This is a genomic window from Tardiphaga sp. 839_C3_N1_4, from assembly GCF_051811045.1.
Lineage (GTDB): Bacteria > Pseudomonadota > Alphaproteobacteria > Rhizobiales > Xanthobacteraceae > Tardiphaga.
Genome location: NZ_JBPWQD010000001.1, coordinates 5,278,711 through 5,305,310 on the forward strand (window position 1 = coordinate 5,278,711; position 26,600 = coordinate 5,305,310).

The following is a 26,600-nucleotide window of genomic DNA, read 5'->3' on the forward strand; positions in this document are numbered from 1 at the left end:
GCCCGCTGCTGAGCGATAACGCGCTACGTCGGAGAACTTGATCCGCGCCCACCGACAAGTCAGCCGCCGACCTGAAAAGGGCTATCGCTGCAGACATACCGACGAGTGAATTGAGTTCATTCTGTCGAACGCCTTTGAAGGCACTAGAGCTTCGATCGCCCGCGATATTGCTGTCCCGTCGTCACCGAACGCCTCGCCCTTTTCCTAGAGCTACTTCTCCGCATCAAAGGTTTATCGGAACTTTTCGCTGCCCCATCAATTGTAGCGCGACCGTCGCTTCCGGCTGTCAACAGGGGCGCATCAGTGGAAGACCTTCCAGTAATCCTGCTCGTAGAAGACGAAGAGCTGATCCGAAATATAGTTGAAGAGACGTTGGGCGATGGCGGATTCAAAGTCATCGTTGCCAAGTCCGGGGATGAGGCGGTTAGACTACTCGATAGTTCCGTACCCAAATACCGCGCACTGGTGACCGACATAAAGTTGAGTCCCGGCACACTATCGGGGTGGGATGTAGCTAGGCACGCACGAGCGATCGATCCTGAACTGGCTGTCGTATATATGACCGGGGATAGCGCCGCGGAATGGGCTTCCCAAGGCGTGCCGAACAGTGTCCTCCTGACAAAGCCTTTTGCACCGGCACAGCTACTGACGGCGGTGGCACAACTTCTCAACGTTGGCGGTCAAAACCCTTCTTAATTGCGCTTCATCACTATCCTCTTCAGCCGAGATTTTCCTGACCTATGACAGCCAGATTGAAGCAGCTATCGCAGATCGCGACATCGATAGACTGATAAGATTTGCATACGGAGACACTTGCAGGTGCACGACCGTTAAAGGTGAACCGATGTGCGTCTGCAAGATGTTGGCGAACGCACTTCGCTCCAAGGTTGTTACGCGCTCACTGTTCGAAAACAGGATTGAGCGCATTAGTTCAGTCTGAACGGCTCCACTTCTCCTTGATAGCAAGTGTTTTGAAGAATATTATCAAGCGTGGACTTTTGTAACTCATGACGTGCTGCCATGCCGCGCACCCGAACTCCACCTTGTCAAAATTGCGGAGCCGCCACTCACTGGATCAGATGCTCCCTCCCGGAAAAGGGCTTCGTTGTGCATTCCTACGAATGCCCAAAGTGCAGCTTCATCAATACCGCCGTTGAGCCAGATCCCGCGATCCAAGCCGCAGGCTGGTTGGAGGGCGAGCTTCGACCGATGGAGAAATAGCCGTGAGCAGGCACCTTCTTGCGTAGCCATGGGACACGGACGACGTTGCCAAGCTGAAAGCACTGGTCGACAGCGGAGCGTCTGCTCTACGTGCCGCAGCAGCGCTCCGCCGGCCATTACGTCAGTCAAAATGAAGGCGTGCGATTTGGGTATTCAGCTGCCAGGCGTACGCAAGATAACGGCCGATCTGCGAGACAAGGGTGCTATCGAGGATCGGCGACACCGATAACCCGCTGTGGCAGCTTCTGGGTGCGAAGCGGACCTTCGATCAGGTGGCGATGGGCTATGCACGTTCAAACTAAAAGGCGTTGCAGAGGAATGCTCAGCTTTAGCCTAAGACCGTTTCTCAGCCAGTTATGCTCGATCCGGCCTCCCAGTTCTCCGGTCACACTGCGGTCGATGAGAGTGCTACCAAAGCCACGCGTCTGCGGTTTTACATGAATTTCAGGACCGCCGGTTTCGTCCCAGTCCAGACTGAAGTAGTCACCGCTCGCGTTCCATGTGACATGGATCGAACCATCCGGCCGAGACAGCGCCCCGTACTTGACCGCATTCGTCGCCGTCTCGTGCAACACTAAAGCAAGGCCCGTCACGGCCTTTGCTCCCACTGGCACATTGGGTCCGCTTATGACGATGCGGTCAGGCGAGCCATCTTCATAAGGCTGCAACACGGTGCGCACCAGCGCGTCCATCGTTGTCTGCTCGCTCTCGTGCTCAGTACCCATGATACCTGGACGGACAAGATCCTTGGCTCGCAACAGCGCGTCCAATCGGCCACGAAGAGCTTGAGCCATCTCCTTTGGGCTTCCGGCACTCCGTGCACTCAGACTAATCATTGAGTGGAAATTGGCGAAAATGTTCTTTACTCGGTGATCCGCTTCGCGAGCGAGCAATCGTTGACGCTCTTGTGCGTTCTTCTGATTGGTCACGTCGATCACCACACCAACGAAGCGGCCCGGCTTACCATTCTCGCTGTAGAGGCATTCACCGCGCATCTCGACCCAGCGGATACTCCCGTCTTTCTGAAGAAGCCGATATTCTTGAACATACTTTTCCCGGGTGAGGACAGTGTGGTTCACGGCATCGGCGATCCGCCGAACATCCTCGGGATGAACACCAGCTAGATACTCCGACAACGGAGCACCTTTGTCTCCTTTGGCGGGATCGACCGAGAACATCTCAGCAAATCGCGCGTCGGAATAGAAGGTGTCGGACTGTACATGCCAACTGAACGTACCTACCATCCCAGAAGCGTTCAGAGCTTGTCGTAGTCGCTCCTCCGCGATGCCTAACGCTCGCTCTGCCAACACCTGCTGAGTAGTTTCCACGACAATGGCGAGAACGCCTTCCGGACGACCATCCTCGCCCAACACTGGGCTGTAATCGAGGTTCATCCAGACCTGCTCAGGAACGCCTGAACGATGAAGGGTCAGTTCTTGGTTGCGGTACGAGAGCGTTCCCCCGCTCAAGCCGACCTTCATCACGTTGTCGTTGAAGTCGGCCACCTCGGGCCAACCTTCCCGCACCTTTGAGCCGAACAGGAGGGGATGACGTCCTCCGGCAAAAATAGAATAGGCGTCATTGTAAAGCATGATGCCGTCCGGTCCCCACAAGAGCACAATGGGAACTGGGGAGCGCAGCAATACGCTAACCGTGGTCTTCAAGCTTTCTGGCCACTCGGGGATTGGCCCCAAACCGGTGTTGGACCAATCGAGCGCACGAATAAGAGCGCCATTTTCACCACCGCCGAACGGGAAAGGTTCGTCAGACACCGAGCCCGTCACGGCCACTCCCCTGATGCTGTTGGTACCTGTTCCAAATCAGCGGAACACAGCTATCCCTCACCATCTTAGGCGCGTTCACACAAGTGGGAAATGGCTAAAGCTGGCCTCCATGGCTGCTTTGGGGCAAAGCTGATCTGGGATGGACCTCCGCTTCGGGCGCAAAGCTGCCTTTTGATCGGCGCCAGCCATGGCTTTTCGCAACGTCACCGGGTCGGTACCGTAAATCATTGAGAAGTCGGGGAGGGCCTTCGGCAACCTTGATGACACTTGCTCGGGTGAGCTCAGGGGGCGGCGCCGGTCGGCGGCGGACGTTGCCGTTCAGGCACCATTGAACTCTCTCCGGAAGCCGGCGTTGACGGAGGTGGAGGTCGTTCGTGTTTCGTATTTTGTATCTTAGCACTGCAAATCAGCCGTTTTCACCCGGGGATCTTTCCGAGCTATTGCAGAAGGCAAGGGCGCGGAATGATGCCGCGCATATAACAGGCATGCTTGTCTATTCGGACGGCGACTTTCTTCAAGCGCTTGAGGGAGAGCCGGAGAATGTGATCGAAGTTTACGGCCGTATCAGCGTCGATCCGCGGCATCGAGATATCAGCTTGCTCCAGCGCGGCATTGGATATGGGGACCGGCTGTTTCCGAACTGGGCAATGGGCTTCAAGCGGGTGCCTGATCAGACGTTAATCGACGAAGCGGTTGGGGTGAACGGCCGTGTGAAATTGCGATATCTGGATGCGATGTCGGCTCTGGATTTCCTGTTGGCGTGCAGCCAAAACCAGACGTAAATGGTGCCCTCAGACGGGCGCCCTGAACTTGAGACGGACCTCCAACCGGATGTCCGGACAGTCGCTTAGAACTTCCCGTCTCGCTGCTCGTAAGCGCCCTTGTACAGCAGAGAAGAATCGCCACCAAGCAAAACGCCGTCAAACAGCACGACGACGCCGGCTCCTCCGCGCTTACCGGGGCATTGAATGCGATGCTGTAAAGCCCGTTTTGTAGCAAAGACCTACCCTTGGCCGCGGTGGATAGCGTCTTGCAATCGCTTACTCGCGGTCTGGCTCCGCCGATGCGAGGCTTCGGAACACCCCGCCGAAAGCGAAAAAGATCCGGCGACCGTCAGTATTGTGGCGGAAGCTTTGACGCAAGGCATGGCGAATGCCTTTAAGACCGAGAAGGAACTCGAGAATAGCCTAGCTGTTTTCAAGGTATGTTCGACGATGACCACATTCTCGCATGTCAAAACGCCGGAACGGCATGTCTGATTTCCGGTCAACGCCAAATCCCATTCTCGGAAAAAATTCCCTAGAGAGACATGACTATGTCGAAGATCACGAACGACGCCGAGACCCTATCCATGTGGGCGACGGATATCCTCCTTGAGGCCCACGCCATCGCGCCATGTCCAAATCACGGCTATATATGCGGCTTCGTCACAGCCACCATGCCGTGGATTACGCAAGATCGATCGCCGAACATCGAAAGTTCTCCGGCAAGAACAAGGAGCAACGGGTGAAAGCCATCGAGAAAGTGCTCGATGGCTTGGCCGACACCTGTCCGGCCTGCGAGTGATGACCCGGAAGCTCAAGACCTACCAGACATCGATCGGCTTTTTCGACTTGGCCGTCGCGGCGCCGTCCATGAAGGCCGCGCTCGATATCTGGGGCGCCGACAGCAACCTGTTTCACCAGGGCTTCGCCAAGGAGACTGACGACCCTGCAATCGTCTCGGCAACAATCGCGCATCCCGGCATCGTTTTGCGGAGAGCGGTCGGCACCAATGGCGCGTTCGAGGAGACGAGTGAACTTCCGAAAGACCTTGCGGCCCCCAAGAAAGTGTCAGCGCTGCGGAAGCGGGCCGCGCCTCGGGTCAAAGCGGCCAAAGTTGACAACGTGCAAGCACGTCGGGCCGCGGCCGCCTTCGACAAACAGCAGCGGAAACGCGAGGCCGACCAGCGCAAGGAAGAGCGAGCCAGGACCAAGGAGCGAGAGCGGAAAGCAGCGCAGGTTGCAAACGCCCAAGGAGCCTTTGATGCCGCTGAACAGGAGCACGACGCGAGGGAAGCCGCGATACAAGGGGAACGAGACGAAATCGACAAGCGCGCGGAAGCGGAGCGACGGCGCTGGGAGCAGCAACGCGAGAAGCTAGCTGCCAGTTTACATCGGGTGAAGAAGGGCGGCGACTAAGGCCGGCATTGGAACGGAACTCCGATCGTTCGGTTTCGTAGGCATGCAGCTTCGCAACACCGATAAAATTTGCATCGCCGCCGCGTTTCCGCTGGCGCTGATCCTCCTTGCGATCGCGTACGCGCCGTTTCTGTTCGGCCGGTCATGATGTGCCGGCTCTGCCCGACCTTTGACTTCTTACTACGGCTCCATAACTAGGATCGTAGATCCACAGCCTTGGTAAAATCCACTGTCCAACCAGTTCAGCTTGTTTACGGAAAACACGACAGGTCCCGAAGGCCTCCGGTATGTCGACGACTTCGTTTCGGAAGCGGAAGCGCTCGACCTTATAGCCCAGGTGGCCGACTTGCCCCTCCAGCCGTTTCAGTTCGGCCAGTATGAGGGCAAGCGTCGCGTAGCCTCCTTCGGGTTCAGCTACGACTATACGGCACGCCGCCTCGTTGAAGCCGAGCTGATTCCTGAATGGCTCGCCGATGTCTCACATCGCGTCGAGACTTTCGGTGGACCCAGTACGCGCATACAGCAAGTTCTCTGCACCGAATACGACGTCGGAGTCGGGATCGGTTGGCACAGGGACAAGCCGCACTTCGATCGGATCTTCGGCCTGTCGCTGGGCGCGATGTGCAAGTTCCGATTTCGCAGGCCCGCTTCGACCAAGTTCGAGCGTTTCACCCTCGAAGCGAAGTCCCGTTCGATCTACATGATGTCCGGCGAGGCGCGGTCGGTATGGAAACACAGCATTCCGGCCGTCGAGGCCAAACGCTACTCCATCACCTTCCGGACGATGGTCGAGCGTAGCCCCTAACGGCAAAGAATCGGATATCGAGGACGAATGGCGAAACGGACCGGCAGCGCCGATCTTCCTTTGCATGGTGGACGGGTTCCGCCATGGCTGGCCGCGCGCATGTCAGCGCTCGGTGCCGTCGTCACCCAGGCGATCGTCCACCATTACGGTCGCGACGAGTTTTTGCGGCGGTTGTCCCATCCGTTCTGGTTCCAGTCCTTCGGCGCGGTGATGGGAATGGACTGGCATTCGTCGGGGATCACGACCAGCGTCATCGGTGCTCTGAAGCGCGGCCTGGGGCCGCTGCAGGACGAACTCGGTATCCACGTCTGCGGAGGTCGGGGCCAGCATTCGCGGAAAACGCCTGACGAACTTCATGCGCTCGGCGACCGCATCGGATTCGATGGCGCGGCCCTGACACGCGCGAGCCGTCTCGTCGCCAAGGTCGATAGCGCAGCCATCCAGGACGGCTTCGATCTCTACCTGCACGGCTTCTTCGTCACCGACGAAGGCAAATGGACGGTGGTCCAGCAAGGTATGAACGGCGACAAGAAACAGGCCCGCCGCTACCATTGGCATTCCGAGAACCTGACGAGTTTCGTCGACGAACCGCACAGCGCCATCGATGGTCCGTTTCAAGGGAACGTCGTCAATCTGACGGATGCGCGCGCCGCACCTTCCCGGACGGCGCAACTGGACCTGCTGACGGCTTTGGGCCCCGACGGCATCGTCGACGAGTTCGCAGCACTGACTGGTGGTGGGCCTGCCCAGCCCCTCCTGCCGCATCTCGTCATGCCGGCGCATCACGACGTCCGCTCGAGCGATGTGTTCACCCGGCGCCTTCATGGCACGCTCGCCGCGGCTGCCGAGCGCGGGCCGCTCGACTTTCCCGAGCTACTGCTAACGCCGGGCGTCGGCGCACGGACGGTCCGCTCGCTTGCGATGGTGACCGAGGTCGTCCATGGCGCGCCGTACCGCTTCCGCGACCCGGCGCGTTTTTCACTCGCCCATGGAGGCAAGGATCGTCACCCGTACCCGGTGCCGATCAAGGTCTACGACGAGACCATCCGCGTGCTGAAAACAGCCGTCCAGAACGCCAAGCTCGGCAGAGACGAGGAGATGCAGACTCTGAAACGGCTCGACGACCAGGCTCGCCGCCTCGAACAAACGGCAAGCGGTCCGTGCTTCGAGGATTTCGTGGATGGTGAATTACAGGCATCCTCCGCGCTCGGCGGTCGCTCGGTCTTCGGCTTGGAGGAGCGATTCGGCGAGCGGTCGGCAGCGAAATGAACACCCGGCTGCCGCCCGTAACGCCCCTGACGCTGAAGAGAAAGGACGCACTCGCGCTATCAGCCCTCCTAATGAAGCCGCGGGACGCGCGAGCCTGTTTCGTCTTTGCCCATGGGGCAGGCGCTGGCATGACGCATCCGTTCATGGAAGATGTTGCTGCGAAGCTTTATGACCATGGCATCGCGACCTTGCGCTTCCAGTTCCCGTTCATGGAGACGGGCAGCAAGCGCCCCGACACTCCGGCTGTCGCCCATGGGGCTATAAGATTGGCCGCGGCGGAGGCCGGCCGTCGATGCCGCGGGATGCTAATTATAGCGGGCGGCAAGTCATTCGGCGGGCGCATGACCTCGCAGGCGCAGGCAGAAGATCCGATCGAAGGCGTACGCGCGCTGGCATTTGTCGGTTTCCCCCTGCATCTCGCCGGCAAACCTTCGATCATAAGGGCCGAACATCTCGCGGGCATTCGGATCCCCATGCTCTTCATCCAGGGAACACGTGACAAGCTGGCGGAGCCCGCGCTCCTACGCCAAGTCTGCAAAGGCTTGAGATCGAGGGCGACCTCTCGCCTGATCGATGGTGCCGATCACGGCTTTCATATCCCGGTCCGCAGCGGACGGACCGACCAGGAAGTGGTGTCCGAAATTGCACTCATGATCTCACAGTGGGCGGAGCGCCTGAAGAGTTGACCTCGGGCAGCCATGAGCCGGCTGGACCCTTTCGAAGGGTTCTCCGTTGTCTCTTTGACATCCACGACGGCGTCTTGGCTTTGGTTCGACCGCCCAATCGCCGGCTCGCTTGTCCCGCCGTAGGTTCTGATGGAGGACCGATGTCTGACGCAGTCGATTACTTTAAAGCTTATGCCGAACGTGCGATCTGCAGAGCGCGCAACATGCGTCCGGGCAGACCGAAAGTCCTGCAGCGGGCCGTGGGTCGCGTGTATCATTGGCTCAGCAAGGAAGCCGCACTCGGCCCGAACACCGATCGCATGGACGATTTCCGCACGGCCCGTGAAGTGGAAAGGACCATCGGCCCGGAGGATGCATCGCCAGGCCGTTAGAAACCCTGGCCTTCGCGCGCACGTTTTAGTTCAGGCGTACCAAGTGATGTATCTTTCTAGGAACGCCGCATTCTTCCGGGCGTTGATCGGCAGTGCTTCCGTGCGCTCCCACACACAACCTACGCTGAGGCGATCGGAAAGACGGTATAAAGCTAGCGAAGCGGCAGTTGCCATGGCTCAATATTGGAAGAAAATCACAGCTGCGGGGCGAGGAGGTTGTCCAAAGCGAAATCAACCCAAAACGAGCTCGCGGGACAACGGCACGATCGGTCAAAAAGAGATGGTCGCGGCATGTTACGAAGACAAGCGACGCGTCGGATCTTAGACAAGGCGTTTTCAAGCTGACAGATCCGACGAAAATCGCATCACTCAAACGTTCCGCAGGACATGGCAGTTGCCGAAAAGCAAATCCCCACCGGTCGGCGCTATCGACGCTCACATTTCACATCAATCGTGCCGGGAAGACCACGCACCTGTCACGATTAGAAGAGGCAAAAGCAGAACTGAAGAAAGAGTTCGGTCATGCATAAACGACGGCGCAAGGATACAAAGAAAGCAAGCGGCCTTCGGCTAGCATCGCAACAATGCGATCTTGGAGCGCACGATAAGGGGCCATTGATATTTTGAGATCGCGGCGCTTCGCTTCGGGAGAGATCAATGCCGCTCAAGGACCAAATCAAAAACATCGGTAGAAGGCTGGTCGAAGATCGTCCAGACAGGGAAGCGCTGTCCGGCTTTGTCCTAACGCGAAAACCCCTTTCGATGATGTTTTCGGACGACGGTCTCATTCCCAATAATCCTCGCTTCCCTGTGCTGCTCTACCGGGGAGCTATCAATGTTGCGACAAGGCGTTTTAAAGCAGCAACAATCATGGATGTGATCTTCGCCGAAAATAATTGGGGCCGGTCCTGGCGGGACACCGTCTACGATTTTGTGCATTACCATTCGCAGGTTCACGAAGTTCTTGGGGTGGCGCGAGGCCGTGCCGCCCTCGAATTTGGGGGTCCAAAGGGGCGCGTGTTGACGCTCTATCCAGGGGACGTCGCGGTGCTGCCCGCTGGAACCGGACATCGTCTCATCAAGGCAAGTCGAGGATTTCAAGTAGTGGGAGCCTATCCCGAGCAAGGGACGTACGACGAATGCACCGATAGCCGCGCCCGGCCGGAAGCAATCAAACGAATTGCCAAGGTTATCAAGCCGAGCAAGGACCCGATTTATGGAGCCACCGGCCCAATGGCGCAGCTGTGGTCCACGGCAAAGAAATCACGTTGATAAGGGGTTGGTCGGCGCCATGGCCATTTTGGGCAGCGCTTTGTAGATCTGCTCTCCGCGCAATCGAGGTCCTTGAGGTATCGAGGAAACGATCGTTGAGGTCTTTCTCGGGCATCTCGCTCTTGGCCGACAGAGAAAAAGCGCGCTAAGTTTGTCGCGATAAACGCCAATGGAGTACCCACTTGAACCTTACTTTTTCTTCCACCGCGTCACTGATGTGCGCCCTTGCCATCTGTTTCAGCGTAGCTGCATTGGGAGCAAAGGTCACCGTTCCCGAGATTCCCACTTGGTATGCGACCCTGGCGAAACCGTCGTGGACCCCGCCGCGCGCGGCATTTCCGATCGTTTGGCCTATCCTTTATTTTTTGATGGCAATTTCGGTGTGGCTGATTTGGGAGGCGCCGCCGTCCTCGCTGCGTACGCTGGCACTCGCTGCATTCGCTATCCAACTTTTGCTAAATGCAGTTTGGTCACCTATTTTCTTTGGCAATCACAATTTGCTGGCTGGACTGATCGTGATCCTGCTTTTGGTCGTTGCAATTGCGGTGACGATTGCTACCGCTATTAAAGTCAATTATTTCGCCGCGGCATTGCTGCTACCGTATCTGGCGTGGATATTGTTCGCCGCAGCTCTCAATGGTCGGATCGTATCACTCAACTGATGCCGGACCCGAAAATATACGCGCTTATTACCGGAGGCGGGAAAGCATGCGTGGTGAACCAGGCGACTATGAGGTTCTCGTGAATAGCCAGCGCACTGGCGGCACTTATGCTGATCTCAATGTCGCTATCGATATCGCAGAGAGGCTACATAAAAGTAACGCCCCTCACACCATCACTGTTCGTAGCATCTCGACTGGCGTTACGGTATGGCCGACTCCGGCGTCGTGACCAATCTTGTAACGCCTCCCAACCATTGGCAGAGGTTACCTTAGGACGAGAAAGGCCCGGCTTTCGCCGGGCCCCGGTCTTCATACATGGGCTTAGAAGCTGGTCCCGCCCCAGTTGAAGTGGTAGTTGATGCCGCCCTTAACAGTATGCGTCGTCACCCCAAGGTCCGTGAAACCGGTTAGCACTGTGCCGTAACGCTCGCTGCTATAGTCGGCGTACATGTACTCGCCCTTTAGCGACCAGTTCGGAGCGAACATGTACTCGACGCCGCCACCGACGGTCCAGCCTGAGTGAACTTTGCTCTCTGAGAAGAGCGTCACGCCAGGAGTGGTGAATGAAAGGCGGTTATCAGCCCAGGCGTAGCCGCCCTTCACGTAAAAAAGAGCCGCCCCCGAGGTCACACCAAGGCGACCCGTGACGCTGCCGAAGGCACGGATCTTATCTTCCGCGGTAACCGGGACGATGCCGAACAGCCCCGTTTCGCGGTACTTGACGTCGCCGCCTGCCGCGTCGACCTCAAGGCCCCAAACGAAGTTGCTGCCCGGCGTCTGCCAATTGTAGCCGATGGTCCCCCCGCCAAAGCCTCCATTGATGTCGCTCGACGCAGCGGTGAAACCGTCAACACGGATGCGATCCGACCAGCTATAGCCGCCCATGACGCCGGCATAGAAGCCTGACCAGTTGTAACCGACTGCGACAGGAGCCGGCGGAGCCTTCGTATACGGGCGGGCCGCCAAATCGGCGGCCGAGGCCGATGCAGCGCTTAAGGCCAAAGCGGCCGTGGCCAACACATACTTGTTCATTGGAATCCCCTATAAGTTTTTCGCGATTCCAATATTATTTCCGCGTGTTTCCCAAGGCTGTCACCAATCCGCCACAGCTTGGATTTTTGAAACGGGCTGAAGAGCGAAGGCAGGCCGCCGATTTGGTTCTTCACGCTGGTCGCGAAGTCCGCGGTGGGTCCATTTTTAAAGAAAATAAGTGCAGAACTGGCAGGACGATTTCGATCTCGGATGGACGCTCCGCGACATCTACGCCAACTGGCTGAAGCTGTCGCCGATTACTGAAAGTCAACTCGGCGAGCCGGTGGATAGGGCTGGTCGAGGTCTTGAAGGACCAGGCCAAACTGACTGAGGCAGGCTCCGGAAGATCCGCTAGCAGCCGTTACTTAAGGCCTTGTGGGCACCTCAGTGCCCCCTAACTCCCTCTCGTTTGTTTGGTTTAATGGCATAAACCTGTGGAGTTTGGCGAGCCCGCGCTCATTGGCGTTCACTACGCGTCAACACTCGAGAGCGATGCTGCATACGCTCGGGCCTTTTCGAGCGCTCTAACTTCTACCTGTCGTACCCGCTCCCGTGACACGCTCAACTCTGCCGCCAGCTCATCAAGTGTTAGAGGAGAGTCCGACAGCCATCGTGCTTCGATGATGCGCCGCTCGCGGGCGGTCAATTGGGCGAGTGCTCGCGTCAGCACCTGCCGCCGCCAGTTAAGCTCGCTACGTTCCGCGACATCTTCTTCAAAATTGGAGTCAGGATCAGGAAGGCGCTCCAGCCACTCAGCTCCCTCTTCGTCGTCCTCTCGTGAAGTCGCATTGAGCGACATGTCTCCGAGGAACCGGCGGTTCATCGCAATGACCTCGCGCTCGGATACATTCAAGCGACGCGCGATCGTTGCGACGTGGTCGGGCTGCATATCGGCCTCTTCAAGAGCTGCGATCTTGCTCTTCAAGCGGCGCAAGTTGAAGAACAGCCGCTTTTGGGTGGACGTAGCGCTAATCTGGACGATCGACCATGACCGCAGGATGTAATCTTGGATCGTTGCCTTGATCCACCAGCTGGCGTAGGTCGCAAGCTTGAAACCTTTAGACGGATCAAATCGCTTCACGGCTTGCATCAGGCCGATGTTACCTTCCGAAATGACGTCGGCGATAGGCAGCCCATAGCCGCGATAGCGCATCGCCAACTTGGCGACCAGACGGAGATGGCTGGTCACAAGATGATAGGCAGCGTCCCTGTCGCCGCCTTCGCGTAAGCGCCTGGCGTAGGCGAGCTCTTCTTCAGGCTTGAGGAGCGGAAACTGCTTGATAGCGGTGAGATAATTCGTAAGGCCTTCTCCAGCGGCCAAGGCTGGAAGTGCGAAGTGGGTCATCCCTGCCTCCTGACGATTTCGCGAGTGATCAGCGCGATGCCAAATGTCACGCAGGTCCGCGACGGCCGAAGCCATCGCGGAACGATTGCACAAAGCGATCGATAAAGGCGTTAGGCCGCCCTGGCTTCAAGTTGCTCGACGTTAGAACGGGAAGCGCCGTTGATTTCGATCTTACGCGGCTTCATAGCCTCGGGAATTTCGCGGATCAGGTTGATCTGCAGCAGGCCGTTCTCGAAAGTCGCGCTGGTCACCTGGACGTGGTCGGCGAGGTTGAACTGCCGCTTGAACGCGCGACCAGAAATGCCCTGGAACAGGAAGTCACGCTTCTGTTCGCCCTTGCGGCCCTCGACCGTCAGAACGTTCTGCTCTGCCGTCAAGCTGATCTCGTCCGGCGAGAAACCCGCCAGAGCCAGCGAAATGAGGTATCGGTCGTCCCCGACACGCTCGATATTGTATGGGGGAAAATGGTCCTCGTTGGCGCGTTGTGCGGCATCCACGAGGTCGAACAGGCGGTCGAAGCCAATGCTTGAGCGCCAAAGCGGAGCAAAGTCGTAAGTCTTCATAGCCAAATCCTCCAATGAGCAAGATGGGTATGAGCAGGCGCCGGACACCCCCGGCGTCCGCCTCACACTGGACCCAACCTCTGGCGTCCAGCAGCACTAAAATAAAAAAAACCGGCGGAAAGTTTCAAGGGGGGGCGCAATTTTTTTTGGCTTCCGCCAGGGCGCGCCCGAGTAAGGGGCGATTAGCCGATTGCGGTCGAGACGACTGATCGCGAGCCCGCCAGATGCGGCGGGCTTCTCGCGCCGACGGGCGTTTCATCACTGGCTTTCCTTCTTCGACAGCAATGCCATCCGATGCTCCAGGCGGTACGAACGCATTCCTTGTCCGGGGTGAACGGACTCCTCTACTCTCTGACGGTCGCAAAGCCTATCAGCTGAATAATTCGCAATCGCGGCGGTCAGCTAACCTGGCCAAACGGAAAATTGGAACCTGACGGCCGGCAACGAATTGACCAAATTCCGAATTTTATTGAATTTATGGGGTCACGTGAGCCTTTTTCTCAGTCCCGTTCGAAGCACTTCGAGTTGTGGCGACCTTGTACAGCTGCCGACAGCTGAGGACTTGGTATGACGGGAATGATGGCTTCGGAGCTGCGTAACGAGGTGCTTTCCACATTAGGCGATCATATACGCCAGATATCAGACCCTGATGACCTTGCATACGCCGCTGCGGAAACCTTAGGGCGGGCTTTCGGTGTCAGCCGCGCCGGATATGGAACAATCGACCCTTCCGCTGAAACGATCACGATAAGCCGTGACTGGAATGCGCCGGGCATAAAAAGCCTTGCTGGCGTTCTGCATTTCCGCGACTACGGCAGCTACATTGAGGATCTGAAGCGCGGCATGACCGTCGTGTTTGCTGACGCTCAGGAAGATGGTCGAGTAGGAGATCAAGCGAGGGCCCTCGAGCTTATTTCAGCGCGCGCCTTGGTGAACATGCCTATCCTTGAGCCAAACGGCGTAGTGGCGTTGCTCTATCTCAACAATGCTGAAGCTAGAGAATGGTCAGACGCCGAACTTGACCTCGTACGGGAGGTCGCTGACCGGACCCGGACTGCGGTAGAACGTCGTAGAGCAGAGGCAACTATACGGGCGAGTGAAGCCCGTCTTGCCTTTCTGGATGAACTCGGCAAAGAGACCGCGAAGTGCAGGAGGGCCGACGAAATTCTATCAATCACGACCCGGATGCTAGGCCAGCACCTCAACGTGTCTAACTGCGCCTATGCTGACATGGATGAAGATCAGGACGGCTTCACTATTCGCGGGGATTGGGCAGCACCTGGCGCGAAACACATCTTGGGTCACTACAGCCTTGCTGACTTCGGCAAAAAGGCCGTTCAAGAGCTCGGTAATGGCCGGCCGTTGATCATTAATGACAATGCTCAAGAATTGGATCCGGAAGAAGCCCAAACCTTCCAGGATATTGGGATCGGATCCACCATCTGCATGCCCTTCGTCAAAGAAGGCTGCTTAACGGCATTGATGGCAATACATCATCAGACCGCTCATCGCTGGGCCGCTGGCGAGCTGGCCCTTCTCGGGGAAGTTACCGAAAGGTCGTGGGCTCACATTGAGCGGGTCCGTTCTGAAGAGGTGGCGCGCGAAGCCGCAGAACGCCTCGGCCTTGCTAACAACGCAGCCGGTATCGGAACGTGGGACTTTGACCCGATACATAACGTCCTTCGCTGGGACGCGAGATGTAAAGCCCTGTTTGGCCTGTCCTCCCAAGCCGAGATTTCATATGAAGAATCGTTTCTTGCGGGGCTCCATCCTGACGATCGCGATCGTGTTCATCGCGCGGTGACCAAAGCGTTGGACCCTTCCTCCCCCGAGACGTATCGCATCGAGTATCGGACGATTGGGATCGAGGACGGAATCGAACGTTGGCTCGCTGCGACGGGGGACGCAATATTCGTCAATCACAACGCAGTGCGCTTTGTTGGCACTGTCATTGACATCACGACGCGTAAGAAAACCGATCGGCATCTCAGAATCTTGAATGACACGGGGGCAACCGTCGCCAGGGAGCGTAATCTGGAGACCATCGTCCAGACCGTTACGGATGCTGGCCTTGAGCTCTGCGGCGCGGAATTTGGGGCGTTCTTTTACAATGTTCTCTCGCCTGAGGGCGGGAGCTACATGCTCTACGCGCTCTCCGGCGTGCCCAGATCGGCTTTCGCGAATTTTCCGATGCCGCGAAATACAGCCGTGTTTGAGCCGACGTTCCTTGGCACGGCGGTGGTCCGATCGGAAGACATCCTCGCCGACCCGCGATATGGCAAGAACGTTCCCCGCAAGGGAATGCCCGAAGGCCACCTTCCAGTGCGCTCGTATCTTGCGGTACCGGTCATCTCGCGCACCGGCGACGTTTTGGGGGGACTGTTCTTTGGCCATAAAGAAACCGGCAAGTTCCAGGAAGAACATGAAACGGCGCTTTTGGGGATTGCGGGGCATGCGGCGACAGCCATCGACAATGCGAGACTGTTTGCAGCTGCCGAAAGGGAGCTCGCCGAGCGAAAACGGGCCGAAGCGGAACTGCAGGCACTCAATATCAGTCTGGAGCAGCGCGTGGCTGCAGAGATTGCCGAGCGTTCGAAGGCGGAGGAGCAGCTGCGGCAGGCCCAAAAGATGGAGGCGGTTGGCCAATTGACTGGAGGGATAGCTCACGACTTTAACAACATGCTCGCCGTGATCATTGGCGGCTTGAATTTAGCCCGCCGGAAGCTGGCAAAGGGTGACTTTGACATCACCCGCTTCATCGATGGAGCCCTGGACGGCGCGAACCGGGCGGCCACTTTAACTCAGCGTCTACTGGCCTTTTCCCGTCAGCAGCCCTTAGCGCCGGAAGTTATCGCCGTGAATCGTATGATTGCGGGTATGAGCGAGCTCCTCGATCGGTCGCTGGGTGAGATAATCGGAGTCGAGACGGTGCTCGCAGCGGGTGTGTGGAATGTCCAAGCCGATCCGGCTCAACTTGAGAGCGCGATACTCAACCTCGCAGTCAATGCACGTGATGCCATGCCTCAAGGAGGGAAACTGACGATCGAAACGATGAACGCGTCCGTGGATTCGGCGTATGCCCGACAGTACTCAATTGAACCGGGTCAGTTCGTTCTCATCGCAGTGACCGACACCGGCGCCGGTATCAGCGGCGATGTGCTGAACAAAGTTTTTGATCCGTTTTACACGACCAAAGAGGTCGGAAAAGGCACGGGCCTTGGCCTTAGTCAAGTATACGGCTTCGTGCGTCAGTCGGGCGGTCATGTAAAGATTTATTCGGAGCTTGATGTTGGTACGACCGTGAAAATCTACCTGCCGCGTTTCTACGGCGAGGTTACGACCGATGCTCCGACTGGGGCGGTGCGCGCAGACGTGGGGCAGCATCAAGAGCTGGTCCTGGTGGTTGAGGACGAAGAACGCGTGCGAGCGATTTCTGTCGAGACGCTTCGAGAACTTGGCTATTCGGTCATACAAGCTGCAAGCGCGCGAGAAGCTATTCACCTCATTGAGAACGGCTCACGGCCTGATTTGGTTTTCACGGACGTTGTGATGCCCGAAATGACAGGCAGTGAGCTCGCAAAAGTCCTCCAACCGCTGTTGCCCGACGCCAAGATTTTGTTCACCACGGGCTATACGCGAAACGCCATAGTCCATAATGGCGTTCTGGACGCGGGTACGCATCTGATCTCAAAGCCTTATACAATCAACGATCTTGCAGAAAAGGTCAGGGCGTTGCTTGACGACCTCTAAGAACAAAGCTGCGGCGCCTTAAGCTGAATGAAAACAACAGATACAGGAGCTCTGGCTGCCGACGTATTCCCTCGATCAGCGCGATCAATTGACGCTCCTCGGCTAATGCCCATCAGCCAGATCGAAGGTGCACGGAGGCCTCAATATCAGGAACAGACAGCAAATCGATTGGGATATACGCACTTGGATTATGTAAGCAGAAGTGGATGATTTGGTCCCGCTGCAAGATTGGTGAGTGCAGATCAATAGGTCTCGCCGCGTCAGGTTTTTCGACGATGCCCCGATTTATTGCGTCTTGACAGCGCAAGTCAGATCGAGGAAATGCGGCCTCCCGCTAAATTTCCGACGTCACGATGGTCAAATCCGAACTTGTTCAACGCATCGCTAAGCAAAACCCGCGCCTCTACCAGCGGGACCTTGAGAACATCGTGAACGCGATTCTCGATGAGATCGTCGCTGCGCTGGCACGCGGTGATCGGGCTGAGCTTCGCGGTTTCGGCGCATTCTCTGTAAGGCATCGCCCCGCTCGTGCAGGCCGCAACCCACGTACTGGAAAACATGTTACCGTGCACCAAAAGAGCCTTCCGTTCTTCAAGGCCGGAAAGGAAATGCGCGATCGCCTGAATCGCGAAAATGCCGCGCCGGAAATGAGCGCTGCCTCAAGACCGGCCGCTGGTTTTTCGGGGAGTTAAACCAGCTTTGTCTAATCGTAGGGGGAAGTCTGAAAACATTTTAGGCGCGATCGCCAAGGACCGGCGCTTTCCTCACGCGCAGATTCTTTCCTGTCTCACAAACGAATAGGCGGAAACCTCAACGACATCCGCTACTTTATGGGCAGCGAGGTATGCAGCACCTGGTACGCACCTGCGTACTGCGTACCGTAGGATAACGGTCTGTTGCCGGATGCCTGAGCGGCGCGTGCCTTTAATGAAGTTTTGAGACGGGCTTCGAAAATAGGCCGTTCCGATACAGAAGCCACAGCTCACGAGATGTCTTTTGCTGTTTGCTATCGGACACGTCCATTTCTCCGCATTACGAGCGCACGATGCCTATTGATCGTGAACGTTCAGCCACAATTGGATTGCTCGCGCGGCACGCATCCACTCGCTGGAGCTTTGGGGGACGCTTCGGCCGTGCTGATATCCAGCCAGATCGCGGATCGCAGTCAAAGCTGCTCGTTCAGCTTCGGCCATCGCGGGAGAGGTGTTCGTGGTAACCTGCTCGGTGGCTAGGCCGTTCAGCAGAATGCGGGCTTCCTGCTCGGTGCTGATCGCGGCGACCTTCAGGATCGATCTGCAGTAACGGGCTTTAATGAGGCTTTGGTCGTCGCTCATTCGAGAGCGCTCGGCGGCTTGGGCATTTGGCAGCGTAGGAAGGTCAAACTGGTTGGTCGTTTCAAGATGCAGCCTTGGTCGATGGGACCATAGAACAGGCAATTGCCGGCTTAGTTCCCGCCCGTGAAGGCAGATCAAATTTCTTTCAGGAGGTAGCGAGCGCGGAGTTGCTTCTCTATTCGCACCACAGCCTTTGTCAGATCGGGATAGTGCCGGCGTTCGGTGGCATTCGTCAGCGCGGACCAATTGCCGTTACCGATTGGAATAATCGCAATCCCGGCATTGGGAAAGTTGGAGCCTGCCAGCTCCTCGTGAAAGAGCCAGATCAACTCGTTGGCGGTCGCTTTCTTTTTAAGCATGGAGGTCAGACTTCAGGACGTGGTGGGAGTCTGACATCCTGTAAGGGATCACTCCGGGGCGCGCAATTCATATTGATGGCACAGTTTGTTTACCGTCATTTCCAGCGCGCCATGCAAAGCACCTGGATCAATTCGACCTTCTGTGAAGGCATATAGAGTCCAATTCGTATCGGCTCGAAGGTCACTGTATTGGACGTCGACTGCCTCCAGCGTCTCGCAACCTGGGCGTTTTCTCATCTCCGCGAGGACTTCGCGCTGTAGCTCCTTTTTAGAAAGTATCACTTTCATCGATTGGCTCCGGCGAGTTTTCCAGAAAAAAAGCCGCTGTGGCGGATCGTTCCCGGTCGCGAAGGTTCAGCAATGAATGATCACTCTGTCGCCATGTTTCACGTCGCCCTTAAGGTGGTCATCAAACGTGCAATCATCGTGCTCGATGCGCTCGGCGACTCCGAGATGAGGTGTCAGAACCAGGGGCAGGTCTGGATAGGGCGATCAACGAGGTGCGCCGGCTTAGGGTATATTCACTGACAACGCTCACCTTGAGTGAAGAAATGTGCCCGCCCCGGAGACGTCCGCGGCGGCCGCAATTGTTTCTGATTGTCTCGCCAATAGTCTGGCAAATAGAAAAGGCCGGCATTCATTTGCCGGCCTCTCACTGACGTCAGCAGTCTTTAGAAGGTGCCGGTGCCGAAGTTGCCCAGATTGAAGCGGTAGTTCAGGCCCGCTTTGATCGTGTGCTCGTCGTTTCGGAAGCCGCCGATAGCAAACGTCGGAGTGACGAAACTGGTCGTCCCGAAATCGTAGTACTGATATTCGACCTTGCCCGACCAATTCTGGCTGAACAGATATTCGAGACCGCCGCCAACTGTGTAGCCATCCCGTCCACCATTGCCGGTGAAGCCGTTGGTAAAGCGCGAGTCGGCCCAGGCGTAACCGCCCTTTACGTAAAGAAGGGACGGGCCCCATGTGTAACCGAGACGGCCGGTAACCGAACCGAGACCGCGGTTTGCAAAGCTGCTGCTGGTGTCAATGAAGCTGTAGTTCGCTTCCAGACCAAACACCCAGTTAGGCGCGAACTGTGTGTCCCAACCGATCTGACCGCCGCCCATGAAGCGACCGTCGTCACCGCCGCCGAGAACGTTGTTCGAATTGCCGCGGAAGGCGCCGCCGACGTGACCGCCGATATAGAAGCCGGTCCAATTGTAGATTATCGCGGGCGCCATTGCGGGCGCCTTGGTGTAGGGACGTGCCGCCATGTCGGCAGCCGAGGCCGATGTTGCAGCGAAAAGTAGCGCGGCCGTTGCGAGTAAGTACTTTTTCATGTGTCGCTCCATTTTGAATCTGTAGCGAGATCGTATGAACTAATCCGCCCCACTACCGTCTCTCAAAAGGCACACACGGGGACGATCGCGCCGAAGTTGTCAGCTGCAGGCGGGAACAAATTAAAGCGTGCGGCACCCGCTACCGTCTGGTTCCATGCGTAGGAAGAGTGACGTTTAGCATCCAGCTGATCAGCAAGCCTTGATGGCAGCATGCCGGCGTGACAGGCCTGATCATGGGCACGGATCGAGGCGGGACACCTCCGATATCCAGACTTCGGTATTGAAGCTGTCCGCCTGCTGCACCGGGAGCGAGGCGGGTTTCGCATTCAATGGGCGATGCTAGTAATGTCGTTGCGCAGCATTTTTCTAACCCGTACTCTCGTTCTTCTGTCTATCGTCCTCGATTTTCGCGCTGCAGCGATCATGTATTGTTATTGCGAGTGTCGGCGATCCGCACCTGGGTGCACTCGAAGTCCGTTTCTTCGGAATGTGGGCGACAAGCTCGACTGACTAATGGCAATCTGACTATTCGTTACGTTCGACCAGAGACGGGCTATCGCCTCGGAGAAGAGCTCGTGCTTCTTGGATCAGTTCGTTGGCGATCTGTTCGTTGATCAGAAAATCGTAGTGCCCATCTCGGGTGACTAACGTCAGAGTACCAAGGAGCGGGGAATCGTGTATCGACATCACGCCCACATCGAGGGCCAGCAGCGCCTCGAGGTCATCCTCGGCGGGCATGTTGAGTGGTTTGTCATGCAGGGAAGCCGCTGGTTTCTTTGTCATGCTTTGCGCTTACCCGAGCGCAGTACGACATCTGGAAAGTCGATGAGATCTGGCAAGGTGGGTGTCAGCATGCGGGACACTCATCACTCAGCCCATCGAGCACGCTCTCGACCGCCGCGATCCGCTCCTTTTTGTTTTTGCCCGAGAATGTTCGGTGTACTGCCAGTGACAGAGCGTAGTCCACAGCGTGATGGCTGTGTCGCAAGCGCATATAGCCGTGGTCGGGGCATGGAGTGATCGCGTGCGCTTCCATCAGTAGATCTGCGGCCCACATTTCTAGTTCATTCTCAGCCTTTCTCCTGGGCATGGTTAGGCCTTCTTGGTTCGTTTCGGCTTTGGAGGAGGCTGCTGCGGGATCGATCGAAATATTACGTCGCCGATGACGTGCCGCTCGGTCGTCTCGATGCTATCCGCTGCGAACGAGAGGCGATCACGCCAATCCCGCCCATGGGATCTGCTCTCGTCGCAATGGCGCGAGCCACATCCTCGGTCTCGGCGGGGACGATGGCAATCTGTCTGCTCTTCTCATGCAGAGGCGTTAACCGCCACAATCGATTGGTTTCGGGGACCAAAACGGGCGGAGCGGCGATCTCGGTGACGGGCTCGTCTTCGTCGGACATAAGGGGAAAACGACAACCAGCGCGCCATGTTCCTTGGAGAGATGGGGAGCAGCCGGGCGTGCGCTTGCTACCGGGATCGATGATCTGCGTAACCAGCGATCACGGCCCCTACGGCGATGCCAATAATGATGCCAGCGGTCACGTTCCTGATGGCAATGCCGAGGACAGCTCCAAGGCACACCCCTAACGCAATGCCTAGCCCCATCCTCGAAGGATGTTGTTCCATCGGATTCCAAACCAGTTGGGATAAGATAGCTTAGGGAATCGGCGCGCTGTAAGTCCAGATGTTTAGGGCCCCGGTCGGGTCTCTTCGTGGAAAAGGCAAACGCGGGGTCGAACCGGAGCGCCAATCTAACATCAGGCCTTGTGCGCCATCACCGCCACAAAGGAAGCGCCGTCCTCGAAGAACAAATCCTTCATCATCGAGGAGATGGCCCCGAGATCGTGCGCTGCTATTGGGAAGGGCATCACGTTCGCCTTGACAGGTTTTTGGAGAGCCGAATTGGTCCGAGCGCGCACGCTTAAAGAGGCGGCCCAGCGCCCGTTTGGACTCAGGCGCCGAGCCTAACCAACAGCCGCTGAGGAAAGCTGCCGGCTTCGTAAAAAATCAACGCAAACCTAATTCGTTCCTCGGGGAAGATCGGCCCGACGGCGGATGGGATCGACCGCCGGGCCGCCTCACTGAACTCGGTGCGGAATGATCCCGAGCCCGGTGATGGAAATTTAGAGAGGCCCGGCGGCGGTCGAGTTGGGTGCAAGGGTACGCCGCCGAGCCCGGAAGGCAGACACACAGAAACTGCCGACCGCGGGAAAAATTGGCAAAAACAGATTTAGTTCCAACCAAGCCCGGCAGCGAGATGGCCCGACGCTCAACCGAATCCATGAGCGCCGGGCCTAGCCTAAGCGTGGCTTCTGGGTCACGCCGACCATCGACCTCTAGCATCACAACCCAAGGAACCTCAATGATCCGCCTGTTCTCCGCGTGCGTTTTGCTGTGCGCATTTTAATTCACCGGCGTTTGCCCAGAAGTTTCTCGAAGGCGTTGTCTCGATTGGCGTCAAGTTGACCAAGGAAGAAACGTGCATCGCGAGCCAGTACGGCGTTGGGGATGGCTACCACGGCCGTAGGACGGCTTCGGGCGAACGGTTCAACACCTACGCCCGATGGCCGCGCACAAGAGCCGGCGCTTCGGTAGCCACGTCACGGTCACGAACAAGAACAACGGCAGATCGGTGCGGGTCCGCATCACGGATCGCGGCCCGTTCATCAAGGGGCTGCATCGACCTGTCTCGAGCAGCAGCCAACGCAATCGGCATGGGCGGGATCGCGCGCGTAACCGTTCAGTAACCCACGAGGCCCGAGAGGGCGACCGGGATGACCCGGTCTTGTTTACGGTGCGATTCTCAGCCGGCGAGAAACTAAGCGACTTGAGACAGAATCCAGTTATCATTGACGTCGCCGGTGGCGGGCGGGGAGAATACCGTTTCGACGTCGAAGCTCGTGTACATGCGGCGAAGAGCTAAGGTCCGTGAAGCATGGAGGCCCTGCGATGTGGATAACATTAATGGCTTGCTTCGCTTGTTTTCTGATCGGCGGATATGCGGGCCTCTGCCTTGGTTACTACTCCGGTACGGAAGTGGTCCGGGAAGAGGTGCGCGAGTTGTTGGACAGACGGTGGCCGATCGCAGGTCAGTCGGCAGTCATTCAGGACAACAGCGGCGCCTTCTCCGCAAACTGAACGACGGCCTGTCGTCAGGAATGCCTCCATTTAAGTGTACTCCGGCGCGTTCCTCGACCCTCCGCGCTCGTTCTTGGTATTTGACCGCCAGAGCATTTAGCTGATCGGACACTGATCGATACCCGCCGAATTTCGCAAACTCTTCGCACCTTCGAGATATCGCTCTCAAGCGTGCAGCCGTTGCGATCGCTTCTCGTTGGGGCGCCGTCAGAGCCATCGACGCACTCGGCACAGCGCTACTAATCGATCCACAATCTCGAAAGTGGTCTTTTGCGCAGTTCGATACGCTCTCCACCTTTGGCAGACGTGAGTCTGGCCCTTAGCAAGCAAGACCGAAAACATGATTGAACCGCGATGTTGCGGCGCATAATCTTTTATTGCCGAGAAGGTAGCGTCGATATGGAGGATGGAAATGCCGCACGAATATCGGGTGTGGACCGATGATGATCTTGCAAAGTTACGAGATCTGGCTAGCAGATCTCCTGGCGATATTTCCAGAGAGTTGAGACGGACGCGAACGGCCACCGTGTGCAAAGCTCACCTGCTTGGTATTTCAATGCGTAGGCCTGCAAATGCAGGACTTCCACGAAATTGGTATAAGTAGCCGCAGGGATCGTTCACCTAGACTTTAGTTTTCGGAGCGATTCGAACGCCCGACCCTCACAATCGAAATGCGGTGCTCGTTCATGGCATTGCAACATTTTCCCGATTGGAACTTAACGACAGTCTTTTTTGTTCTTCCCCGACAAACGGGGCGTGATGGATGGTAGAAAAGGCCGGAACGGAAGCGTTGCGCAAGCGACGGATGGTGCACATCGAACAAGCGTCACCCAAAGCAGAGCGAAAGCCCCTACCTTTAGGAGCTGACGCGCGTAGGAACTCCCGGGTCGTGCTTGCCCTGGCCCTTTTCGGCCTCGGGGCATGGACCGCCTCCGCTTTTCTGCCGGCCCTGATATGGGCCACCATTCTCGCAGTTGCCCTGTGGCCGCTGTACCTTAAGTTTGCGGGGCGCTTTTCGTCAGGTCCTTCAAGTCTGGCAGCGTTCATCTTCACCGCAATCGTGGCTTTGGTGCTGTTCACTCCACTTTCACTTGCCATCTACCAAATCGCGCAGCAAGGCGACGTTCTTGTGAGGTGGCTAAAGCAAGCCAGCGAGAGCGGTGTTGAGGTGCCGGATTGGGTCGCGCGTCTACCGCTCGTTGCGGAAACTCTGCAAACTTGGTGGCGCGCCAACCTTTCGGATCCAAAAGCTGCAGCGGCATGGCTTCAAACTGTTAACGCGGATAATGCGTCGGAGTTGTTTAAAACATTCGGCTCACAGCTGCTTCATCGTCTTTTTCTGTTGCTGTTCTCTCTCCTGACCTTGTTTTTCCTCCTCCGTAATGGTCGCGCCGTCACGAGCCGTTTCCTCGAGACGTGCGACCGCCTTATCGGCAATCCAGGAGAGGGACTCGTCGAGAAAATGGTCGAAGCGACGCGCGGCACGGTCAACGGTACAATTCTCGTCGCTGTGGGCGAAGGACTGCTTATTGGTGTCGGCTTCTTAGTCGCCGGTGTACCGACCCCCGTGATGTTTACTATAATAACGATAGCATTCGCGATGTTACCGTTCGGAGCCTGGTTGGCTTTCACCGCGGCGGCATTAGTTCTGGTCTCCGGCGAAGGCAGTGGGTTAGCGGCCGCCGGGGTGTTTCTATGGGGGGCGATTGTTATGCTTGCTGGCGATCACTTCGTATGGCCGACCCTGGTCGGTGGTTCGGCGCGACTTCCCTTTCTTCTAGCATTTGTTGGTATCTTCGGAGGTATTGCTGCGTTTGGCCTGTTCGGCTTATTCCTAGGGCCTGTCATTATGGCAGCACTACTGACCGTGTGGCGCGAGTGGATCTTCCGGCCAGTGCCGCAGTAACTTTGTGCTCCTTCTTGAAGAGCTCCGCAAAAGGAAAGATTTCCATATGAACTACGCTAGCAACTAATAAACCAATGAGGTGCCTTTGCCGTCACAACATAAGTAATGGTCCAAAGATCGTGGCCCGCGGGAGGGGCCCACACGGCAGAAATCAGCTGTCAGTCAAGGCGTTCTGCGCGGAATTTATTAATTTCTCAAGCCGATCCCCGGCATTGATGTAAACCTTCAGCGCCGCGAAGCTCGCGCGCAGGCAACGAAGTAATGGGTCTTGCCGCGTCTAAGCAGGAATTACTCGACTAGAGGGTTCACCAGATCGCGCCCGTCAGCAGTGGCGAATCCGCGCGGCAACGAAAGGCAACTCGTCGTCTTACAACACCCGACCGGCGAAACGGCCGGTCTTGGCGCACGGCCATTGTGAGGTTGAGTGCCTTGCTGTGAGTGACCTCCAGCCCGCATGTGCCTCGCGTAGACGGCTTGCTTCAGGCTTCGCCCACAGGCGTCATACGCGCCATCGAACGGCTTGGCCTAATATCTCCAAGCGAAATCTAAAGCCCCCGTCGTCCGCCTTGGCCGCTGTTCAGTACAAGACTTGCGGCAGCCAAGGTTAGCGAGAAGATCGGCGCATTCAATTCGATCTACTACGTTCCACCTAACTCACGCGACCTCACGTCGATAGGCAGCTCCAGATCCGCGAGCACCCATCCAATGCGGCATCGCTGCGCCGTCGCGGTGGCTGCCGCCGACGCTGGCGGCGGCCACCGCGATCACAGCGCCCAGCAATATGGCCGCCGCGACGGAGAAGGCCAGGATCACTGAACTCCGTCGAGATTTGGCTATCGACGCTTGAGAGGTTGCAATCGCGGCATCGACCCGTTTTTCCGCCTCTGCCCCGGCGAGACCGGTGTTCGCGGCAACGAGTTGAGCAAGATAAGATCGATCCTCGCTGCTCATTCCCGAGTGGCTCGACGAGGTCAAGAGAATTCTTCCCGCCTCCGCACGTTCCTGCAGAAGGTCTACGTTTGCGGCGCGACGCAAGGGCCTGAACAGGCGGTCGATCTCGTAGCTTAGCAAAGGCTCCGCAGCGCTGGTGCGTGCCGACGATCCGTTACTGTTCGGCCGCGTTAGTGTCGCGCTTCCAATGAAGGCCGCAAGCGCTACGCCAAGAACAACGGCAAGCGCCCACGCAGCGAGTCCATGTAGACCATCGCGCTGTTCAATTTCGTGGGTATCCAAAGCAGCGAGACCGACATTTGTCCGCCCGGCAATATAGCCTCCCACTCCGAAACTCAGCGCGGCTTGGAGAATGAGATAAAGTCCCGACAATATCCAAAGCGCAGCGGAGGCGTCCCGCCAAGTCGGAGCCGTGGATGAAACGCCAAGTCCGATCGTTACGCCAAAGGCCAGCAGAGTTGACGAAAGCGCGGTCGCTATGAGGGCACCGAGGATTACGGGCGTCCAGCTCAAATACCTTGACGGGACTTCAATGGAAGCTGCGGCAGGTTCAATCGATTTAATCATCTCAGCGCAGCCCGAAGAAGGACAACACGGCCAAGATGACGACGATTAATCCCACCAGATAAATCAAACCATTCATCGTT

Annotated in this window: 24 protein-coding genes and 1 pseudogene; 15 read left to right on the forward strand and 10 right to left on the reverse strand. The window is 57.3% G+C overall.

Annotated features, from left to right (window positions below; translation table 11 throughout):
- The first annotated feature begins 303 nt into the window (after positions 1-303).
- On the forward strand, positions 304-696 hold the full coding sequence (locus AB8A38_RS25225; protein ID WP_439087834.1) for a response regulator: 393 nt from the start codon (positions 304-306) through the stop codon (positions 694-696).
- An 818-nt stretch (positions 697-1,514) separates the two neighbouring features.
- On the opposite strand, the gene AB8A38_RS25230 is transcribed toward AB8A38_RS25225, so the two are convergent.
- On the reverse strand, positions 1,515-3,005 hold the full coding sequence (locus AB8A38_RS25230) for a PAS domain-containing protein (RefSeq protein ID WP_139285943.1): 1,491 nt from the start codon (positions 3,003-3,005) through the stop codon (positions 1,515-1,517).
- Positions 3,006-3,379: 374 nt separating this feature from the next.
- Here AB8A38_RS25230 and AB8A38_RS25235 point away from each other — a divergent pair, with 374 nt between their 5' ends.
- The 10 genes from AB8A38_RS25235 (at position 3,380) to AB8A38_RS25280 (ending at position 10,250) form a co-directional block, all read left to right on the forward strand.
- Entirely contained in the window at positions 3,380-3,787 is a 408-nt protein-coding gene (locus AB8A38_RS25235; RefSeq protein ID WP_439087835.1) for a BLUF domain-containing protein, read from the forward strand.
- Positions 3,788-4,400: 613 nt separating this feature from the next.
- On the forward strand, positions 4,401-4,571 hold the full coding sequence (locus AB8A38_RS25240; protein ID WP_439087836.1) for a hypothetical protein: 171 nt from the start codon (positions 4,401-4,403) through the stop codon (positions 4,569-4,571).
- Positions 4,571-5,185 (forward strand): cell envelope biogenesis protein TolA, encoded by a 615-nt coding sequence (locus AB8A38_RS25245; protein ID WP_309943754.1) that lies wholly within the window; start codon positions 4,571-4,573, stop codon positions 5,183-5,185. The genes AB8A38_RS25240 and AB8A38_RS25245 overlap by 1 nt, the downstream gene beginning before the upstream one ends.
- 247 nt (positions 5,186-5,432) lie before the next feature.
- Positions 5,433-5,990 carry an alpha-ketoglutarate-dependent dioxygenase AlkB gene (locus AB8A38_RS25250; protein WP_439087837.1) on the forward strand — a complete coding sequence of 186 codons (558 nt, stop codon included), beginning with the start codon at positions 5,433-5,435 and terminating at the stop codon, positions 5,988-5,990.
- Positions 5,991-6,017: 27 nt separating this feature from the next.
- A complete protein-coding gene (locus AB8A38_RS25255; protein WP_093760830.1) occupies positions 6,018-7,259 on the forward strand; it encodes a DUF763 domain-containing protein in 1,242 nt (413 codons plus the stop codon).
- Positions 7,256-7,945: an alpha/beta hydrolase family protein gene (locus AB8A38_RS25260; protein ID WP_439087838.1), complete on the forward strand. Its 690-nt coding sequence runs from the start codon at positions 7,256-7,258 to the stop codon at positions 7,943-7,945. The genes AB8A38_RS25255 and AB8A38_RS25260 overlap by 4 nt, the downstream gene beginning before the upstream one ends.
- Positions 7,946-8,085: 140 nt before the next feature.
- A complete protein-coding gene (locus AB8A38_RS25265; RefSeq protein WP_093760826.1) occupies positions 8,086-8,316 on the forward strand; it encodes a hypothetical protein in 231 nt (76 codons plus the stop codon).
- Positions 8,317-8,483: 167 nt separating this feature from the next.
- Positions 8,484-8,846 (forward strand): DUF3175 domain-containing protein, encoded by a 363-nt coding sequence (locus AB8A38_RS25270; protein ID WP_309943758.1) that lies wholly within the window; start codon positions 8,484-8,486, stop codon positions 8,844-8,846.
- A 127-nt stretch (positions 8,847-8,973) separates the two neighbouring features.
- On the forward strand, positions 8,974-9,588 hold the full coding sequence (locus AB8A38_RS25275) for a cupin (RefSeq protein WP_439087839.1): 615 nt from the start codon (positions 8,974-8,976) through the stop codon (positions 9,586-9,588).
- A 182-nt stretch (positions 9,589-9,770) separates the two neighbouring features.
- Complete coding sequence (locus AB8A38_RS25280; RefSeq protein ID WP_231079536.1) at positions 9,771-10,250, forward strand: TspO/MBR family protein; 480 nt, start codon at positions 9,771-9,773, stop codon at positions 10,248-10,250.
- Between the two features lie 321 nt (positions 10,251-10,571).
- Here the strand turns inward: AB8A38_RS25280 and AB8A38_RS25285 are convergent, their stop codons facing one another.
- The 3 genes from AB8A38_RS25285 to AB8A38_RS25295 all read right to left on the reverse strand — a co-directional run bounded on the left by AB8A38_RS25285 (position 10,572) and on the right by AB8A38_RS25295 (position 13,190).
- Entirely contained in the window at positions 10,572-11,282 is a 711-nt protein-coding gene (locus tag AB8A38_RS25285) for an outer membrane protein (protein ID WP_093760820.1), read from the reverse strand.
- Positions 11,283-11,751: 469 nt separating this feature from the next.
- On the reverse strand, positions 11,752-12,627 hold the full coding sequence (gene rpoH / locus AB8A38_RS25290) for an RNA polymerase sigma factor RpoH (protein ID WP_439087840.1): 876 nt from the start codon (positions 12,625-12,627) through the stop codon (positions 11,752-11,754).
- A gap of 110 nt (positions 12,628-12,737) precedes the next feature.
- Positions 12,738-13,190: an Hsp20 family protein gene (locus tag AB8A38_RS25295; RefSeq protein ID WP_093760818.1), complete on the reverse strand. Its 453-nt coding sequence runs from the start codon at positions 13,188-13,190 to the stop codon at positions 12,738-12,740.
- 567 nt (positions 13,191-13,757) lie between these two features.
- On the opposite strand from AB8A38_RS25295, the gene AB8A38_RS25300 reads away from it, so the two are divergent.
- Positions 13,758-16,940: a GAF domain-containing protein gene (locus AB8A38_RS25300; RefSeq protein WP_439087841.1), complete on the forward strand. Its 3,183-nt coding sequence runs from the start codon at positions 13,758-13,760 to the stop codon at positions 16,938-16,940.
- A gap of 353 nt (positions 16,941-17,293) precedes the next feature.
- Positions 17,294-17,632, forward strand: a complete 339-nt coding sequence (locus AB8A38_RS25305) for an integration host factor subunit beta (protein WP_093760814.1) — start codon at positions 17,294-17,296, stop codon at positions 17,630-17,632.
- A 357-nt stretch (positions 17,633-17,989) separates the two neighbouring features.
- On the opposite strand, the gene AB8A38_RS25310 is transcribed toward AB8A38_RS25305, so the two are convergent.
- The 5 genes from AB8A38_RS25310 to AB8A38_RS25330 all read right to left on the reverse strand — a co-directional run bounded on the left by AB8A38_RS25310 (position 17,990) and on the right by AB8A38_RS25330 (position 20,738).
- Entirely contained in the window at positions 17,990-18,274 is a 285-nt protein-coding gene (locus AB8A38_RS25310; RefSeq protein ID WP_231079538.1) for a hypothetical protein, read from the reverse strand.
- 134 nt (positions 18,275-18,408) lie between these two features.
- The gene (locus AB8A38_RS25315; protein WP_231079539.1) at positions 18,409-18,633 is read right to left on the reverse strand and encodes a hypothetical protein; all 225 of its coding nucleotides are present in this window, start codon (positions 18,631-18,633) and stop codon (positions 18,409-18,411) included.
- Between the two features lie 48 nt (positions 18,634-18,681).
- The gene (locus tag AB8A38_RS25320; RefSeq protein ID WP_439087842.1) at positions 18,682-18,921 is read right to left on the reverse strand and encodes a hypothetical protein; all 240 of its coding nucleotides are present in this window, start codon (positions 18,919-18,921) and stop codon (positions 18,682-18,684) included.
- 383 nt (positions 18,922-19,304) lie between these two features.
- Positions 19,305-19,955: an outer membrane protein gene (locus AB8A38_RS25325; protein WP_231079541.1), complete on the reverse strand. Its 651-nt coding sequence runs from the start codon at positions 19,953-19,955 to the stop codon at positions 19,305-19,307.
- A 525-nt stretch (positions 19,956-20,480) separates the two neighbouring features.
- The gene (locus AB8A38_RS25330) at positions 20,481-20,738 is read right to left on the reverse strand and encodes a hypothetical protein (RefSeq protein ID WP_231079542.1); all 258 of its coding nucleotides are present in this window, start codon (positions 20,736-20,738) and stop codon (positions 20,481-20,483) included.
- A gap of 1,745 nt (positions 20,739-22,483) precedes the next feature.
- On the opposite strand from AB8A38_RS25330, the pseudogene AB8A38_RS25335 reads away from it, so the two are divergent.
- Both AB8A38_RS25335 and AB8A38_RS25340 read left to right on the forward strand, forming a co-directional pair.
- Positions 22,484-22,705, forward strand: a pseudogene (locus AB8A38_RS25335) (septal ring lytic transglycosylase RlpA family protein); the annotation flags it as partial.
- Positions 22,706-23,985: 1,280 nt separating this feature from the next.
- On the forward strand, positions 23,986-25,002 hold the full coding sequence (locus tag AB8A38_RS25340) for an AI-2E family transporter (protein ID WP_439087843.1): 1,017 nt from the start codon (positions 23,986-23,988) through the stop codon (positions 25,000-25,002).
- A gap of 654 nt (positions 25,003-25,656) precedes the next feature.
- On the opposite strand, the gene AB8A38_RS25345 is transcribed toward AB8A38_RS25340, so the two are convergent.
- A complete protein-coding gene (locus AB8A38_RS25345) occupies positions 25,657-26,520 on the reverse strand; it encodes a hypothetical protein (RefSeq protein WP_439087844.1) in 864 nt (287 codons plus the stop codon).
- Positions 26,521-26,600: the final 80 nt, after the last annotated feature.

What these genes read in the sequence shown, in the direction of transcription:
- AB8A38_RS25240 (WP_439087836.1), top strand. Translation starts at nt 4,401, where the DNA reads ATGTCCAAATCACGGCTATATATGCGGCTTCGTCACAGCCACCATGCC.
- AB8A38_RS25245 (WP_309943754.1), top strand. Translation starts at nt 4,571, where the DNA reads ATGACCCGGAAGCTCAAGACCTACCAGACATCGATCGGCTTTTTCGAC.
- AB8A38_RS25255 (WP_093760830.1), top strand. Translation starts at nt 6,018, where the DNA reads ATGGCGAAACGGACCGGCAGCGCCGATCTTCCTTTGCATGGTGGACGG.
- AB8A38_RS25260 (WP_439087838.1), top strand. Translation starts at nt 7,256, where the DNA reads ATGAACACCCGGCTGCCGCCCGTAACGCCCCTGACGCTGAAGAGAAAG.
- AB8A38_RS25265 (WP_093760826.1), top strand. Translation starts at nt 8,086, where the DNA reads ATGTCTGACGCAGTCGATTACTTTAAAGCTTATGCCGAACGTGCGATC.
- AB8A38_RS25275 (WP_439087839.1), top strand. Translation starts at nt 8,974, where the DNA reads ATGCCGCTCAAGGACCAAATCAAAAACATCGGTAGAAGGCTGGTCGAA.
- AB8A38_RS25285 (WP_093760820.1), bottom strand. Translation starts at nt 11,282, where the DNA reads ATGAACAAGTATGTGTTGGCCACGGCCGCTTTGGCCTTAAGCGCTGCA.
- rpoH (WP_439087840.1), bottom strand. Translation starts at nt 12,627, where the DNA reads ATGACCCACTTCGCACTTCCAGCCTTGGCCGCTGGAGAAGGCCTTACG.
- AB8A38_RS25295 (WP_093760818.1), bottom strand. Translation starts at nt 13,190, where the DNA reads ATGAAGACTTACGACTTTGCTCCGCTTTGGCGCTCAAGCATTGGCTTC.
- AB8A38_RS25300 (WP_439087841.1), top strand. Translation starts at nt 13,758, where the DNA reads ATGACGGGAATGATGGCTTCGGAGCTGCGTAACGAGGTGCTTTCCACA.
- AB8A38_RS25305 (WP_093760814.1), top strand. Translation starts at nt 17,294, where the DNA reads ATGGTCAAATCCGAACTTGTTCAACGCATCGCTAAGCAAAACCCGCGC.
- AB8A38_RS25310 (WP_231079538.1), bottom strand. Translation starts at nt 18,274, where the DNA reads ATGAGCGACGACCAAAGCCTCATTAAAGCCCGTTACTGCAGATCGATC.
- AB8A38_RS25315 (WP_231079539.1), bottom strand. Translation starts at nt 18,633, where the DNA reads ATGCTTAAAAAGAAAGCGACCGCCAACGAGTTGATCTGGCTCTTTCAC.
- AB8A38_RS25320 (WP_439087842.1), bottom strand. Translation starts at nt 18,921, where the DNA reads ATGAAAGTGATACTTTCTAAAAAGGAGCTACAGCGCGAAGTCCTCGCG.
- AB8A38_RS25325 (WP_231079541.1), bottom strand. Translation starts at nt 19,955, where the DNA reads ATGAAAAAGTACTTACTCGCAACGGCCGCGCTACTTTTCGCTGCAACA.
- AB8A38_RS25330 (WP_231079542.1), bottom strand. Translation starts at nt 20,738, where the DNA reads ATGACAAAGAAACCAGCGGCTTCCCTGCATGACAAACCACTCAACATG.
- AB8A38_RS25345 (WP_439087844.1), bottom strand. Translation starts at nt 26,520, where the DNA reads ATGATTAAATCGATTGAACCTGCCGCAGCTTCCATTGAAGTCCCGTCA.